Origin of the sequence: Sporosarcina gallistercoris (assembly GCF_014836415.1) — a bacterium.
Lineage (GTDB): Bacteria > Bacillota > Bacilli > Bacillales_A > Planococcaceae > Sporosarcina > Sporosarcina gallistercoris.
Map to the genome: position 1 here is coordinate 106663 of NZ_JACSQY010000006.1, position 15199 is coordinate 121861.

18 protein-coding genes are annotated in these 15199 nt (G+C 44.3%); 15 read left to right on the top strand and 3 right to left on the bottom strand.

The window, feature by feature from the left end; translation table 11 throughout:
- The first annotated feature begins 13 nt into the window (after positions 1–13).
- From H9659_RS09515 to H9659_RS09575, 13 genes are all read left to right on the top strand, one after another.
- Positions 14–652: an alpha/beta fold hydrolase gene (locus H9659_RS09515; protein ID WP_191689843.1), complete on the top strand. Its 639-nt coding sequence runs from the start codon at positions 14–16 to the stop codon at positions 650–652.
- 16 nt (positions 653–668) lie between these two features.
- On the top strand, positions 669–1226 hold the full coding sequence (locus H9659_RS09520; protein ID WP_191689845.1) for a GNAT family N-acetyltransferase: 558 nt from the start codon (positions 669–671) through the stop codon (positions 1224–1226).
- The gene (locus H9659_RS09525) at positions 1226–1726 is read left to right on the top strand and encodes a GNAT family N-acetyltransferase (protein ID WP_191689847.1); all 501 of its coding nucleotides are present in this window, start codon (positions 1226–1228) and stop codon (positions 1724–1726) included. Before H9659_RS09520 ends, H9659_RS09525 begins: the two co-directional genes overlap by 1 nt.
- 44 nt (positions 1727–1770) lie before the next feature.
- Positions 1771–2292 (top strand): hypothetical protein, encoded by a 522-nt coding sequence (locus tag H9659_RS09530; RefSeq protein ID WP_191689849.1) that lies wholly within the window; start codon positions 1771–1773, stop codon positions 2290–2292.
- 14 nt (positions 2293–2306) lie between these two features.
- Complete coding sequence (locus tag H9659_RS09535) at positions 2307–3008, top strand: response regulator transcription factor (RefSeq protein ID WP_191689851.1); 702 nt, start codon at positions 2307–2309, stop codon at positions 3006–3008.
- Positions 3008–4030: a sensor histidine kinase gene (locus H9659_RS09540; protein ID WP_191689853.1), complete on the top strand. Its 1023-nt coding sequence runs from the start codon at positions 3008–3010 to the stop codon at positions 4028–4030. Before H9659_RS09535 ends, H9659_RS09540 begins: the two co-directional genes overlap by 1 nt.
- Positions 4031–4550: 520 nt before the next feature.
- The gene (locus H9659_RS09545) at positions 4551–5309 is read left to right on the top strand and encodes an ABC transporter ATP-binding protein (protein WP_191690020.1); all 759 of its coding nucleotides are present in this window, start codon (positions 4551–4553) and stop codon (positions 5307–5309) included.
- Positions 5296–7212, top strand: coding sequence for an FtsX-like permease family protein (locus tag H9659_RS09550; protein ID WP_191689855.1), 1917 nt, complete (start codon positions 5296–5298; stop codon positions 7210–7212). Before H9659_RS09545 ends, H9659_RS09550 begins: the two co-directional genes overlap by 14 nt.
- Positions 7213–7279: 67 nt before the next feature.
- Complete coding sequence (locus H9659_RS09555) at positions 7280–7678, top strand: VOC family protein (protein WP_191689857.1); 399 nt, start codon at positions 7280–7282, stop codon at positions 7676–7678.
- Positions 7679–7796: 118 nt separating this feature from the next.
- Complete coding sequence (locus tag H9659_RS09560; RefSeq protein WP_191689858.1) at positions 7797–8384, top strand: ankyrin repeat domain-containing protein; 588 nt, start codon at positions 7797–7799, stop codon at positions 8382–8384.
- Positions 8385–8706: 322 nt separating this feature from the next.
- Complete coding sequence (locus tag H9659_RS09565) at positions 8707–8865, top strand: hypothetical protein (RefSeq protein WP_191689860.1); 159 nt, start codon at positions 8707–8709, stop codon at positions 8863–8865.
- A 93-nt stretch (positions 8866–8958) separates the two neighbouring features.
- A complete protein-coding gene (locus H9659_RS09570; RefSeq protein ID WP_191689861.1) occupies positions 8959–9609 on the top strand; it encodes a hypothetical protein in 651 nt (216 codons plus the stop codon).
- Positions 9606–10631 carry a TolB-like translocation protein gene (locus H9659_RS09575; protein ID WP_191689863.1) on the top strand — a complete coding sequence of 342 codons (1026 nt, stop codon included), beginning with the start codon at positions 9606–9608 and terminating at the stop codon, positions 10629–10631. Before H9659_RS09570 ends, H9659_RS09575 begins: the two co-directional genes overlap by 4 nt.
- A gap of 69 nt (positions 10632–10700) precedes the next feature.
- Here H9659_RS09575 and H9659_RS09580 read toward each other — a convergent pair whose 3' ends face one another.
- Positions 10701–11297 (bottom strand): hypothetical protein, encoded by a 597-nt coding sequence (locus H9659_RS09580; protein WP_191689865.1) that lies wholly within the window; start codon positions 11295–11297, stop codon positions 10701–10703.
- Between the two features lie 108 nt (positions 11298–11405).
- Positions 11406–12683, bottom strand: coding sequence for an MFS transporter (locus H9659_RS09585; RefSeq protein WP_191689867.1), 1278 nt, complete (start codon positions 12681–12683; stop codon positions 11406–11408).
- A gap of 135 nt (positions 12684–12818) precedes the next feature.
- Between H9659_RS09585 and H9659_RS09590 the strand changes: the two genes are divergently transcribed.
- Positions 12819–14036 (top strand): helix-turn-helix domain-containing protein, encoded by a 1218-nt coding sequence (locus tag H9659_RS09590; RefSeq protein WP_191689869.1) that lies wholly within the window; start codon positions 12819–12821, stop codon positions 14034–14036.
- Between the two features lie 56 nt (positions 14037–14092).
- Here H9659_RS09590 and H9659_RS09595 read toward each other — a convergent pair whose 3' ends face one another.
- Positions 14093–14692: a nitroreductase family protein gene (locus H9659_RS09595; RefSeq protein ID WP_191689871.1), complete on the bottom strand. Its 600-nt coding sequence runs from the start codon at positions 14690–14692 to the stop codon at positions 14093–14095.
- Between the two features lie 143 nt (positions 14693–14835).
- On the opposite strand from H9659_RS09595, the gene H9659_RS09600 reads away from it, so the two are divergent.
- Entirely contained in the window at positions 14836–15186 is a 351-nt protein-coding gene (locus tag H9659_RS09600) for a winged helix-turn-helix transcriptional regulator (protein WP_191689873.1), read from the top strand.
- Positions 15187–15199: the final 13 nt, after the last annotated feature.

Consider the following 15199-nt stretch of genomic DNA (forward strand, 5'->3'; position numbering starts at 1 on the left):
AAGGGAGGACAGAATGGAGAATGTTTTATTGTTACATGGATTCAATAAGACGGCAAAAGACATGGAGGCACTAGCTGATCACCTGGAGATGCTAGATTTTCGCTGTCACTCCATCACGCTCCCGTTAACCCGCCATGAGTTCGATTATTCAGTCCTCACAGTTTCAAAAAGGTTGAAGGAATTAGAAAAGAACCATTCTGGAAAAATCCACCTCGTCGGGCATAGTACAGGAGGATTGCTCATTCGAAAAGTGCTTAGTGATTTTGATCTGTCCATGCGGATCGATCGGTGTGTTCAAATTGCAACACCAAACCAAGGAAGCCGACTTGCGGAACTTGCTGGGTCCATAAAAGGCTACTGCTCTTTGTTCCGTACTGTCCGGTCTCTACATGCAACCTACATTCAGCAGCTCAACCTTACTAATGTCGCAGGGATTGAAATAGGGGCAATTGCAGGGACAAAAAGTAATTTATGGTTAGGGCATTTGATTGACGGACAAAATGACGGACGCGTAGAAGTCTCGTCTGTTCCTTACGAAGAACTCACAGACTTTACAACGCTACCATATGGACATAAAGAGATTCACCACCAACGAGAAACGGCCGTGATGACCGCACAATTTTTAAAAACAGGCCGTTTCTTTGCTGAATGAAAAGGGGACTCACGATTTGTGTAAGAATCCAAAAGAACTAACAGTAATTGCGGAATCCCCGCGTATCAGCCTCGTAAGTCTGGAGGCGTCCCATATCGAGCCGTTGAAACAGATTTGGGGTGATGAGTCCGTCATGTCTCTTTGCGGGGGAGCGTCGGATTTCTCGAAGTTTCACAAAACGATCGAGGCGTATAGTGAACAGCAATTGAAGTACGGTTTGTCTGTCTATGGGGTGCTGGATAAGAAAACGGAGGAGTTAGTAGGGACTGCTGGATTCAACTGGTACGGGGACCCTGGGGAAACTGAGCTCATCTACCATTTCCGAAAGAGATCATGGGGTCTTGGATTTGCTTTTGAAGCTGCATCCCTTTGCCTAGACATTGCCATGACCCATTCTTCGCTAATACGAATAACCGCTTCCGCAGATTCCCGAAATCTTGCCTCCATCCACATTTTAGAAAAGCTTGGATTCAAGTTTATAGCGTTTCAATGGTTTGAAGATACACAGCAAGAAGAACCAACTTTTGAATTGTTGAAAACCGACATGAAACCAAAGGGAATGGAGGAGATGTAATGCGTCTTGAAAGACCGTCATTGAAATGGAAAGAGGAACACATTGCGTATATGAACGAATGGGATGAGAGCCGGATGACGCCGAGCAGCTTTCAGTTGGAGGAAGGGAGTTCTTATGAATCCTATTTGGAGGAGCTAGCAAAGCGGGAAGAAGGGCAAGGGAAATGGCTTCCATGTACGAATTATTTCCTAGTTGACGATATGGATCGAATCGTAGGAATGATTGATATCCGTCATGACTTAAATGAGTATTTGCACCAAGTAGGTGGCCACATTGGCTATGGAGTTCGACCATCGGAACGGCGTAAAGGTTACGCGACTTGGATGCTTTCGGAAGCATTGAAAGTGACAGATACATTGGGAATAAATCCAGTGCTCATTACGTGTAATCATGACAATATGGGGTCGGCGAAAACGATTCAGAACAATGGCGGACAAGAAGACGAAAGTTTTACGGAAGACGATGGCACAGTTGTAAGACGATTCTGGATACATAGATAGACAATTTTAACTACTAATTGTAATTCACGGGAGGCCGATGGACGATGTACGATCCGACGATATTTGATAACTTGAAGGTGGCTCTTGAAAATCAGCTCTATGATTTGGATACACTGGAAGAACAAATTGAAATTCGAAATCGACGTGATGTGATGGACTTTGCGGTACTATCGCGCGAGTTTGCATTACGTTTTGTTCTTCGTAAACACCCTGAAATTGAAGTGGAAGTCATGCTGCGTGCTAGTGTCCATGATCTTGCGGGTGAAATCATGGAGGAACCTAATGCGAATCCGGCATGTTCATTGTCGCTCTGTTTTCAAAAAAATGTTGTTGATCCTAAAGTCGAATGTACGGGGATTGAAAAAGTGATGGCATCGATCTGGGAACAGGATATTGAACTCAAACAAACGATTCGTTATGTGTATGGTGAAGAGAACCCGGAGTTGCTGAATGACATCGAGGCTAAATTTAAACCGCGTCTCACAGAAGATAACATGACTGAACTCTCGCTCTTTTTAGAGCATGTATTGGATACGTTGCATGTATTAAGCCGTATGCAGCTCTGAGGAAGGAGAATAAAATGGAAGAAACTATTTTTATCGTGGAAGATGATGAAGCGATTTTCTCATCATTGAAAAGTCAACTGGAACAATGGTCATTTAAAGTAGTTGGACCAGAAAGCTTTCACGATATCATGAAACCATTCACTAAGTCGGACCCACAACTGGTCATTATGGACATTCAACTGCCTGCGTATGATGGCTTTCACTGGTGTCGGGAAATCCGCGCTGTATCCAACGTGCCCATCCTCTTTCTTTCTTCGAGAGACCATCCGATGGACATCATCATGGCAATGAACATGGGTGGAGATGATTACATACAGAAACCTTTTCACATGGATGTCTTACTTGCTAAGATTCAGGCGACACTGCGACGCGCGTATTCGTATGCAGAACTGGAAGACCCGACAGATGAACTAAAGTGGAATGGGACGACGATCGATTTGAAGCGGTGCGTTATCCAAAGGGATGACCAGGAGATCGAGCTCACGAAAAATGAGTTTTTCATCCTCTCCATTCTGGTTGAGTCAAAAGATGAAATTGTGTCACGGGATGATCTGATCCGGAAGTTGTGGGATGATGAACGTTTCGTCAATGATAATACGCTGACTGTCAACGTGACACGCTTACGGCAAAAATTAAGCGAGCTAGGGTTGGAAGAAGCGATTGTCACTAAAAAAGGGATGGGCTATATGGCCATTACCCTACAGGGGAAATCCTGATGGTGCGTGCCTATCTTGCTGATAAGAAAAGCTGGATCGCTCTATTTGCAGGTTCTCTCCTATTGACGGATCTGTTGTTAGTGTTGGATAAAGGACTCGCTATCAGCAGTGTCTCTATCGGATATTTAAATGTATTATTACTTGTAATCTTTGTTCTGTTTTTCATATGGCGCTATCGCAAGGAGACTGCCTATTTACAAGCGCTCACTCGGCTTGTTAACGAACTGCCAAGTGATTGGCAAGAGGGACTTCCAATGCCTGTCTTTCATCAAGAAAAGATTTTGACTGAACTGTTCCGTGAAGTCGATGGGTCTTATCGGAGTCGGATGGCTCGTTTGAGAGAATTTGTGCATGCAGAGCAAAACGATACTGCAGCTTGGGTACATGAGGTGAAAGCACCGCTTACTGCTATGAAGTTAGTGATTGATGCAAATCGTCAAGAGCCTGTGTTTCGGAAGATTGAAACGGAATGGTTGCGGATCCACTTGCTCATTGATCAGCAACTCTATATCTCAAGACTTCCTTCGTTGGAAGCGGATTATGTAGTCGAAGAAACCGATGTCGTTCGGTTGGCTGCGGATGAAGTGCGTCAATTGATGCCGTGGTGTTTGGAGAAAAACATTGCTGTCGAGATTGAAGGAGAACAGGTGGCAGTCGTGACGGATCAGAAATGGTGCCGTTTCATCCTCCGGCAATTGTTGACGAATGCGGTGAAATATAGTCCGGCTGGCGGTACGGTGACCATTAAGGCTGAAGTAGGTGAGGCAGGATACGTTTCACTGATTGTGGCAGATGAAGGACCAGGGATTCAAGCACATGAAATGCCACGTATTTTCGATAGGGGATTTACAGGGAATGCAGGTCGTATTCAGCACGCTGCAACAGGACTGGGGCTCTATTTAGCCAAACAGACTGCTGAAAAAATAGGAGTACGCTTGCATGGACAATCAGATGGAACGACGGGAACACATATGGTGATGACGTTCCCAACGGAAAATGACTTTGACGCAACCCGTAAATAGTGAGTTTTGAGCCCGATTTATTTTGTTTATGAGCGTGAACCGTGATTTGTACTTACAATTCTTGGTTTATGAGCGCAATCTGGGATTTATGATCACATTTCTTGATTTATGAGCGCAATCTGGGATTTATGATCACATTTCTTGTTTTATGAGCACAATCTGGGATTTATGATCACAATTCTTGTTTTATGAGCGCAATCCGTAATTTATGATCACAATTCTTGGTTTATGAGCGCAATCCGGGATTTATGATCACATATCTTAGTTTATGAGCACAATCGGTGATTTATGATCACATTTCCATGCTTTATGAGCACACTGCTAGACTTCATGTTATCCGAATTTGAAGGATATTTGCGTAGCTCTGATACCGGCAATAAGTGTTTCACAACCCGTAAGTTACAAAACTGTAAGGTTGCTCGCAGTGTTTGTCATCCAAATCGAACGACTCCATTGTTTTTCTGCAGTAAAGTGAGTGTATAGAAACAAGGAGGCGTTTTATGTGTCACAACAAACAACTATGCTAGAAGCTGCTTCACTCCGAAAATCATTCGGAACGCGCGGACAAATACAGCACGTTCTAAAAGGAATCGATTTCCGTGTGATGGAAGGTGAATTCGTTGGAATCATGGGACCTTCAGGTGCGGGAAAGACAACATTGCTCAATGTACTTGCGACGATTGACCGTACGACTGAAGGCACGATTAAGATAAATGGAACAGACATCTCTTCGATGAATAACCGTAATTTATCACAATTCAGACGCGATCAGCTCGGGTTCATCTTCCAGGATTATAACTTGCTCGATACATTGACCGTGAAAGAAAATATTTTACTGCCGATTTCGGTTGGCAACGTGAAACGAGTAGTGGCGGAAGATCGATTCAAATCGATTGCACGGACTCTTGGAATTACAGAACTGGCGAATAAATACCCTGGTGAAATTTCAGGCGGACAAAAGCAGCGGACTTCAGCAGCACGGGCTTTGATCAACGAACCTTCAATTGTGTTTGCGGATGAACCGACGGGTGCGCTCGATTCGAAATCAGCTGCGTCTTTGCTTGGAACATTGGCACAAGTAAACGCTGAACGGAATGTCACAATTATGATGGTGACACATGACCCTGTCGCGTCGAGCTACTGCAATCGCGTTGTATTCCTGAAAGACGGTACGATTTACTCCGAGCTATATCGAGGGGATCAGACGAGACAGCAGTTCTTTCAAGAAATCCTGAAAGTGCAAGGGATTCTTGGGGGTGACAGCGTTGACGCTCTTTGACCTTGTCGTCCGCAGCATGCGGAAAAACTTGAAACATTACTATTTATACTTTTTTGCTCTGATTTTAAGTGTTGTGCTCTATTTTGTCTTTGCATCGCTGCAGCATGACACAACCGTGATGGAACGAACGGCGTCTTCTTTTAACATGTCAACGTCTTTCAAAGTAGCTGGGATTTTATTGCTGTTCATCTCGGGTGTATTTGTTCTCTATGCGAACTCAATCTTTCTGAAACGGAGAAGTCGGGAAGTAGGTCTTTATCAGCTGATCGGGTTATCCAAATTCAACGTAACCCGGATGCTGGTGACAGAGAATTTTTTGCTCGGAACAGGCGCACTTGCAATCGGAGTCGGCGTGGGCTTGCTCGTTTCTAGAGTGTTCTTACTTCTATTGATGAAACTTGTAGGAATAGACGGTGTATTGACGTTGTCGTTTTCAGTAGCTGCAATTCTGCAAACAGTAGTCGTGTTTGTCGTTCTTCTAGCGCTAACTTCTCTGCAAATGGCAATTACGGTTAAACGCAGTACATTGCTTGAACTGTTCAAAGTGGACCAGTCAGGAGAACGCATTAAAAGTGCGAAACCTTTTGTTTCTGCAGTACTAGGAATTTTAGGCATTCTCTTAATTGGATTCGGTTATTGGCTATCGGGGCATATGCTCAACAGTTTGCTGTTTTTCAATATGATCGCCGTGCTGGTTTCAGTTATTCTCGGGACGTATCTGCTGTTTCGAGTTACGATTGGATGGGTACTTTACCAAATTCGAAGCTCTAAAAACGGTCATCTAGGCCTGTCAAATAGCTTATCTTTAGCGCCATTAATGCACCGGATAAAAGCGAATGCGAATTCACTGACCATCATTACTGTGTTATCTGCAATGACGCTGACAATGCTTGCGGCTGCGTATTCAACCTACTATTCATCGGGAAAAGAAAATCGGCTGATGCAGCCATTTGATTATATGATTGTAGGAGATACACCTGCGGCTGATCAGTTCCTGAGAATGCTTGACAAGGCGAATATTTCATATCATGAATCTGACATCGAGGGACTTCAAGTAGTTAGTGAGTATGAGAAAGAACTGAATCCGATGCTCCATTACACGGACGTGGAGATCCGTCTCGTAAGCGAGAGCCAATTGCGTGAAGCTGGTCTGCCCATTGAAGTGAAAGACCGAAACTCAGGCATTTTAATGGATAGTTCCATCTATTGGATGCTGAAATCTGTGGATGTTCCAGTAAACCTGATACTTGAACCTGAAGGGCTGAACAAGACTGTTTCCATCGAACGATTTGCAGAAGGAAATGCATTTAATAGTGTCGATTTTGCGTCAACACTTGTCGTGAAAGATGAGCTATTCCAGGCAATTAATTCTGGTTACGCAGATCAAGATGGAACGGCCCGGACTCATACTTCAGCCATCAATTTACAAAATAAAGAACAACTTGAAGAAGCGACGGGCCTTTACAATGAAATCGAAAGTTCTGGGAAAAGATTCGATTACTATACACAATACCAAATCGCGCTACAATCCAGCGGAATGCTAATCTTCATAGCTGGATTCCTTGGCCTCGTGTTCCTTATCTCGACGGGAAGTATTCTCTACTTCAAGCAGATGACAGAAGCTGAACAAGAGAAAGCAAGTTACACAACGTTGCGCCAGCTAGGATTCAGTGTTCAAGAAATTATGAAAGGCGTTGTGAAGAAGCAAGTATTCGTATTCGGACTGCCCCTTGCAATTGGATTGCTGCATTCGATTTTTGCATTGAAATCCGCTTCGTTCCTTTTCATGAGCGATGTTACGGTACCTACCGTTATTGCCATGGCCGTCTATATTGCCATCTATTTAGTGTTTGCGTTCTTGACGATCGGATATTATCGGAAAACGATCCAAGCTGCGTTATAATGAAGGTATCCGGAGCGTCCGCTATTCAGCATGAGTAGCGGGCGCTTTTCAGAAGGGGGAACTACATATGAGAGGATTGCTTCATCACATCGAATTCTATGTATCTGACCTGCAGCGCTCAGTGGAGTTTTGGGGATGGCTGCTCGGGGAACTCGGATATACGTTGTACCAAGACTGGCCAGAAGGGAAGAGTTGGAAGCTGGGGGAGACGTATCTCGTATTCGTCCAAACGGAAGAACGTTTTCTGGATGTGCCCTATCACCGCTGTCGAACTGGTCTGAATCACTTGGCGTTCCATGCGGAGTCCAGGGAACATGTGGATTCACTGACTAGTCAATTGAAGGAGCATAACGTACGAATCCTTTATCCTGACATGCATCCTTACGCAGGTGGAGAATCCCATTACGCTGTCTATTTTGAAGATCCGGATCGAATGAAAGTGGAAATAGTTGCTCCAAACGAATAAGTCAGGAGGGGATGCAGTGCGCAATCTGTTAGCAATAGGCATAGCTGTTTTTCTGCTGTCTTCATGTGTGCCTGATGAGCAAGACGGGAATACGGAAACAAGACGAGGAGGAGATTTGATGACGACTGAACTATTGGAAGCTGCCAGTCAGCAAGATACAGAGAAAGTGAAGGAACTGATTGAACAGCATGCAGATTTGAACATACAAGACAGCGAGGGACGAACAGCGCTAATGATTGCGACGTACAATCATGACCCTCATACAGCGAAAGCATTGATTGACGCGGGAGCGGATCTGAATATCCAAGACAACATGCAGAACAACTGCTTCCTCTATTCTGGAGCGGAAGGCTATTTGGATATTTTACGATTTGCGATTGAAGGGGGAGCGGACACAACCATTACGAACCGGTATGGGGGAACTGCACTCATTCCAGCTGCGGAGCGTGGACATGTCGAAGTCGTGGAAGAGTTGTTGAACGAAACGGACGTTGACGTGAACCATGTGAATCGACTCGGATGGACCGCGCTTATGGAAGCGGTGATTTTGAGCGATGGTGGCGTACAGCATCAAGAGATTATCAAGATTCTGCTAAACCATGGAGCAGATCAGTCGATTACGGACAAGGATGGCGTGACTCCATTGCAGCATGCGAAGGACAAAGGCTATTTGGAAATCGTGGATATTTTGGAGTCAGCCCAATAATAGATTCGCCAACCCGTTGCTCCTTGGCATTTCAGGAGGAGCGGGTTTTTACGTTCATTGCGAATAGTGCTTCTGCAAAAAAATCACGATCCTCTATCATTCATGTCTATTCTTATTTGTAATAAATGTTACAATTGAGTGAGAGATACGTGCAACCACTTGAACTCTCATTTTCAGATGGGTGCCCATGGAGGGATAGACCATGCCATGCTCAGCAAGGCTTCCATGGATAAACAACAATAATTGGGCGATTTCTAACGGGTGTCTTCAAGGAACGAGCAAAATAGAATATCTATAAAGACAAGAAAAGGAGGCGGATAAAGTGGGGAAATATCAATTGGATTACAAAGGATTGAAGGCTGTGTCGAAGTATCATGAAAAACGCAAGCCCGAAGTTTTCGATAAAAAGCAGCAACTGGAGAAAATCAGGATGGAGTATTTAGAAAGAAAGCAAAAACGAACAGATCAATCCCCTGAATGACAATCGGATCTTTATGAACGTGTAATTTTGAAAGTTTGTGCATAATGGTATTCTGGAACTAAACGTGTTCATCGTATTATGGGGGTTCGAACCATGGGGTCTTATTTACTCAAGCTGCCGTTTTGCCTATCCATCAGCTCACTTCTATTTACATATATCGTATACCTTTTTCAATTATTCACTTTTGGGGATGCCCATATGGGGTGGTTACTCATCAGTGTCTTGATGAGTTCCGCACTCCTTTTCAGCTCAACGCATCCCGAAAATCGGATGCATCGGCGCTGTGTAAAGAATATCCTTCTGGTGATTCATGCAATGCTTGCCGGCTATGGCACGTTTCTTGCACTTGGTATGCCGCGACCTTATTCATCTATTCTGTCGAATGCCGGTCTATTGTTATTGTTGGGAATCGTCGCTGGGATCTATCAAACAAGTCTGATTCCTAAACGGGCAGCCAGCGTAAACGTGCTGCACGCTCTCAATATTACAATTGGCATCGTTTTAGCAATCGGTACGTGGTACTTCGTCTATCTGTTCTATTTGTATAGTGAAGATGGAAACGGTGATCTATGGAAACTATTCGTACCTTTCGTGTTCTATGGAATTGCCTATATCGTTCAAATGAAGGTAATGGGAACACAGCAAAAAAGAATTGCGTATAGTGTTGCGGTCATTCAGCTCGTGATACCTATTGTGCTTTTGCAAATATGGAAGGCGCTCGCTGCTGGGGAGGGAATGCTGTGAGGAAAACCATTTTGTTCGCAGGTGTCATTGTACTCGTTACAGGGGCCTGTTTGCTGCTTGGCTTCACGTATAGTATTCCAGACGAAGAAAAACAGCAAGGACTGAATGGCCTGTTTGACGTTTCGAAACAAGGGGAGATTGCGTATGTCCAATACGAAAAAGGGCAACCGACAGTGTACGTGAAATCGGATCGCGTTAGGCAAGTCGTCCAGCTTTCTGCGGACCAATCCATCTTAGATCTCACAATCATGCCTGATAGGAAAACGGTCCTCTATGTAACTTCGGACAAAGAGCTGAACGAAGACAGCAACAGCGCACTCCATCAAGTGAATATCGAAACAGGTGAGGATGAAGTTCTTTTTACTAGAGAGGCAATCGTAATGGAAATCGTCATTGATCCGAAAGATGAAAACCAGCTATTTTATATCCAAGCAGACCGATTCTCTCCCTATTCACCTGGAGCAAGTTTGTATCCATACGACTTCGACGTACATAGCTACCAATTGAAGAGCGGCGAGCATCAGCAGCATACGGACCTGAACAAATACAGTATGGCATCCCTCCAAGTATCCAGTGAAGACGACTCGATTTATATTCAAATGGATGACGATGCAGATAGTGAAACAGAAGACCAATTCTTGGAAACAAAGGGGCGCGTTTTTAAAATCCCCGTAGCCAATCCGGATCGGCAAATGGTCATCAGTATTCCAGAAGACACCCAGGATCTATATGATTTTGTACTTATTCCTGACCGTTCTGAACTTGTTTATCAAGCCGTAGCAGGGACTGATTCAGAAGGCACCTATGAATACGAATTGTTTTCGTATAATTGGGATTCACAAAGTATTGACCAGCTAACAGAACTGCACGCTTATGCGGGTTACCCCATCTATGGAGCAGACGGTAAAGTCTATTTCATGGTCGATCAACAGTTTGGAGAAAGACGTCCGGATCATGCTTTGTATAAGATGAATCCTGATGGAAGTGATGTGGAAGAGATTTCGCTTGAAGAGTCGCAATAAGAGTGAAATGAGGTCAATAATAAAGCAGAGCCCACACGGTTACCACGTGGGTTCTGCTTTTTTGTGGAGTTAGTTGGATTGAACTCTTCCCATATATTCACCTGTTTCAGGATTATAATAGATCTCTGCTTGCTTGCCGTTGATCAGTCCATCCACGGAGATGAATATATTTTCAGCATCCCTTATTAGACGGTAATGAAAACCATTGGAAAACGAATCATTCTTAGGACTAGGTTCCAGATGGAATTCCTTGATAGCGGATTTCACGATTAAACTGCTATCGATTTTAATGGAAGAAGGTTTGATCGTCTTCTCATAGGAGATATCCCCAACCCTATAGCTAATTAACTTACCCTTTTCGATAGCGAAAATTAAACTTTTTTTGGTTTCTGTGAGCGAGATATACCCTTGCCAATTCCCGCGTTTCCCATCTCTTCCACTCACTTCACCATCATTTACACTATTCATAAAGACGAGTTCAGGATTCGGATCGAAATCCTTCGCTTTCTCCATACCAATAAAATAAGCATCCAGCAAGGTGATGTCTGTCTTTTCAAAGGCAGAAGGAAAGCATAATCCATGTAAGGATTTATCCGATACTAGCATGTTATAGCCGATGCATCCTGTAACAACCAGAACAGAAACGATGATTAGTTTCCATTTCAACGGCAATTCCTCACTCTCTAAAAGAAGTGATAACCAATGAAGCTTTAGAGAGCTTATGCTAGATGGAATTGAAATAGAAATTTCATGAAGATACAGAAGCAGGTATTTTTAAGTGGATGCCGTATCGAGTCTCTCTTCAGGATTCGCACCCGTCACTTGTCGGATGACAGAAGCTCTCAGAAGGATGAACACCGTCAAGATCAGTAATGCACTGGAACTGATGAGTATCCAGGGTGCCGGAAGAACATCGTACAAAAATCCAAATAGCACCATTCCGAGTGGCATGAGCGCCATTGCCATCGTTTCCAAGATGGAAAATACACGGCCTTTATAGTCGTCGTCGATCCGTTTCATCATGAACACTTGGATAGGCGTGTTAACGAGTGGCCCTAAGGCTCCGCTGACGAAAGAAAGCGTTAAGTAAAAAGTGAATATGCCGCCGTATGGCAGGGAAAATAACAGCGGCACTGCGATTAGACCCATCGACAGACCCATTGATGCAATTCCCCATTTGGATACAGACAAAGGTGAGGAAAACGATTTGCGTGCTGCAAGATAGATGGACATTAAAAGTATCCCGACCGCCATTCCCCCTTCAATCAGGCCGAAATGAGCGGGAAGTATCTTCAATTTTTCAATGAGGATGAACGAATAGCCGACTTGGACTGCACCGAACAGGAAGTTGACAAGCAGTGCTACCCAGATCACCGCCATCAATAATGGCTGCAGACGGGCATATGCTAACCCGGCTTTCATACTGTCGAACATCTTCTCTTTCGGTGTTCCTTCTTCCTTTACTTGACGCTTTGCAAATAAGTTGAAATCCATCGTCGACTCAAGTACTACAGCAAGAATTGAAGCACTCGCATATAGGATGAGAAATACCGGCATGGAAACTGCACCATAGAGCAGGCCGCCGACTGCCGGACTGCCAATCGCTGCAAAAGAGACAGACATTTGGTTCAGTGACATCGCTTTTTGGATCCGCTCTTCATCGACAAGACCTGTGATGGAAGATGTGAAAGCGATGCCTGAAAATGTGGACGCTAATGATAGGACCACGGTTGTTGCGTAAATGGCAGGCAATGATAATCCATTTGTCAAGCTAATGATAAGGAGGCCAATGATAGCGATGGTTGAGACGATCTGAGCAAGAATAACGATCCTTTTTCGAGAATACGTATCCGCAACGTAGCCTGCGAATGGCGCCATCAGGGTGCGAGGCAAGATGCTGCAAATGAGATTGGCTGCAAAACTCGTGGCAGAACCGGTCAGCTGCAAAATGTAAAAGCTGATGGCAAATGCGTAAATCTGCGCACCGAATGCACTGATCATCTTACTCGCAGTGAACGTCCACAAGTGATAGGTGGCGCGCTTTAGCTTCATACCGTTTACATCCGAAATAATCACTCCATTCAGAAAGTTTAATGATATTAAACAAAGAATACCACGACCACTCTTCCATTTCAAGAGAAAGTTTAATATAATTAAACTGAACGATGAGAGTAGGAGTGAGACGCGATGAAAACATTAGGAGAGCGGATCCGCATGCTCAGAAAAGAACGTAAAATGACATTGGAATCATGCGCAGGCGAGCAGATGACCAAAGGGATGCTCAGTCTGATAGAAAACAATAAAGCAAATCCTTCAATGGAGAATCTCAATTACTTAGCGGAGCGGCTTGGGGTCGAAGTTTCTGAACTGCTGGAAGAGGTGAGCGGCAGTGAGCTCGGGTCATTGCTGGATGAAGCTGAAGTCCTATACAAATCGGATATAGAAGCAAATTATGAGAAAGCGGTAGAGCTCATACGTCCATTCATATCGAAACTGAACCGAGGATATGAATCCGCCCGGTTGCTGGAAATTTACAGCCGCCTTTCGTTCCACTTGAAGTATCCGGATTGGAAACCGGCGGAAGAAAAAGCATGCGAACTGTATGAAGCCCTCAATATCCTCCCTCGGCGGGCGGCACTCGGCATTTTCCGTGCGATGGTTCTGTTCACGGAACACCGGTATGAAGAAGCTCTCACGCGACTGCTGGAGGAGAAAGCTGAAGTGGAACGCCGGAGTGGCTATATCGATCCTCTGACACGTCTGGATTTATACACCTATGAAGTGATTCTTCGTTTTGCGGTTAACGATACAGAACAAGCAACCCGGTTAATGGATGAAGCGATTAGGTATTCGAAAGACAAAACAATTTTCTACCAAGTCGACCAGTTATACAGGATGGCAGCTTATCGAGCGGTAATAGACAATGATGAAGACAAACTCAATTATTATGAGCAGAAACTTCTCCAATACGGGGACTTTGCAGAAGATAATCATGCAGTCTGGTACACGAAACTGATTCGTATCCATCAGTTGAATTCGTTCCATCAAGACTATGAAACGGCACTTGTAAAGCTAGCAAAACTGACGGGGCCGATGCCGGAACATGAATTTTTCCCGAATTTCTTTGCACTGGAGCGCGGAAAGGCCCTCTACGGAGTGGGCCGCTATAGGGATGCAATGCATTTGTTGCAACAAGTTGCAATCAGTGAGCATGTGCACCATCCTTTCGATCTTTCCATTTACTATGAAAAGGATGCCTACGCTGCATTGTGTGCAGAGCAGCTTGGTGAAGTAGCACACGCGCGCGAGCTTGCAGAACGTGCAGTTTCCAATATGACGCAGATGCCAGAGTCACCGTATACACAGTTTGTCAGGGAGACTGCTAAACATATAGCAGCACAATAAGTGCGAAAAAAGAGAATGCATCGACTGTCGATGCATTCTCTTTGGTGAGTCTGGATTTATTTGAATACATGCAACCGTTCTTCAATCGGCTGGAATTCCTTTTCGCCTGCAGGAGCGACAACTTTACCAAATGGCATTTGCGACATCAGTTTCCAAGAAGAAGGAAGATTCCATTCCGATTTCACTGCATCATCGATCAAAGGGTTGTAATGTTGCAGACTTGCGCCGTATCCTTCATCAGAAAGTGCTGTCCAGATAACATATTGCACCATACCGGAAGATTGTTGTGACCACGTCGGGAAATTCTCTTTATATTCCTGGAACTGTTCTTGTAACGACTCGACGACTTGCATATCTTCAAAGAAAAGAATCGTTCCATAGCCACTTCCGAACATCGTCATACGTTGTGCAGTCGATTCGAAATTCTCCTCAGGTACGATTTTCTTTAGAGTATCACTTGTTATATCCCAGAGTCGCTTGCTTTGTTCACTGAAAAGGACAACAACGCGTGCTGTTTGTGAATTGAAAGCAGATGGAGTGTGCTTTACAGCTTGCTGGATAAGTTCTTCAAGTTTTTCATCGGAAAGGATCGGTTCGTTAGTAATGGCATAAATGGAACGCCGGTTTTTTACAGATTCCAAAAATGATTGAGACACGATGAATTCCCCCTTATTTTTGCGTGAAGAGTCAATATAATACCTCTTCACTTCTCTGCTAGTATAGTCAGCTGATGACTTATATGGAAGTACGCACTTGAAAGTGCTATAGTATCCGAAAAGATACCATAGGAGGAGTTCATGTGGAAAGTGAAGTTTCACAGTGCAGAGTGGAAGAGGCACTCGGGATAGTTGTAGGGAAATGGAAGCCTGTCATCATCCTGTATCTGCTCCATGAAGGGACAAAACGGTTCAGTGAATTGAAGCGCAGCATGCCGGGGATTACTCAAAAAATGCTGACGAAACAGCTCCGGGAGTTGGAAGAGGAAGACATCATCAAGCGTGTCGTATACCCTCAAGTCCCTCCGAAAGTGGAATATTCGATGACAGATTACGGAAGAACGCTGAGTCCGATTTTAGAAGCGATGCACGAGTGGGGAACCAACCATGTTATTCACAAACAGACCATTAAGGTGGTTGAGAAAGAAGCATAAGAGATTTGTGATA

Coding starts and splice junctions, on each gene's coding strand:
- H9659_RS09515 (WP_191689843.1), top strand. CDS start 14: ATGGAGAATGTTTTATTGTTACATGGATTCAATAAGACGGCAAAAGAC.
- H9659_RS09530 (WP_191689849.1), top strand. CDS start 1,771: ATGTACGATCCGACGATATTTGATAACTTGAAGGTGGCTCTTGAAAAT.
- H9659_RS09540 (WP_191689853.1), top strand. CDS start 3,008: ATGGTGCGTGCCTATCTTGCTGATAAGAAAAGCTGGATCGCTCTATTT.
- H9659_RS09535 (WP_191689851.1), top strand. CDS start 2,307: ATGGAAGAAACTATTTTTATCGTGGAAGATGATGAAGCGATTTTCTCA.
- H9659_RS09545 (WP_191690020.1), top strand. CDS start 4,551: ATGCTAGAAGCTGCTTCACTCCGAAAATCATTCGGAACGCGCGGACAA.
- H9659_RS09560 (WP_191689858.1), top strand. CDS start 7,797: ATGACGACTGAACTATTGGAAGCTGCCAGTCAGCAAGATACAGAGAAA.
- H9659_RS09590 (WP_191689869.1), top strand. CDS start 12,819: ATGAAAACATTAGGAGAGCGGATCCGCATGCTCAGAAAAGAACGTAAA.
- H9659_RS09570 (WP_191689861.1), top strand. CDS start 8,959: ATGGGGTCTTATTTACTCAAGCTGCCGTTTTGCCTATCCATCAGCTCA.
- H9659_RS09585 (WP_191689867.1), bottom strand. CDS start 12,683: ATGAAGCTAAAGCGCGCCACCTATCACTTGTGGACGTTCACTGCGAGT.
- H9659_RS09525 (WP_191689847.1), top strand. CDS start 1,226: ATGCGTCTTGAAAGACCGTCATTGAAATGGAAAGAGGAACACATTGCG.
- H9659_RS09555 (WP_191689857.1), top strand. CDS start 7,280: ATGAGAGGATTGCTTCATCACATCGAATTCTATGTATCTGACCTGCAG.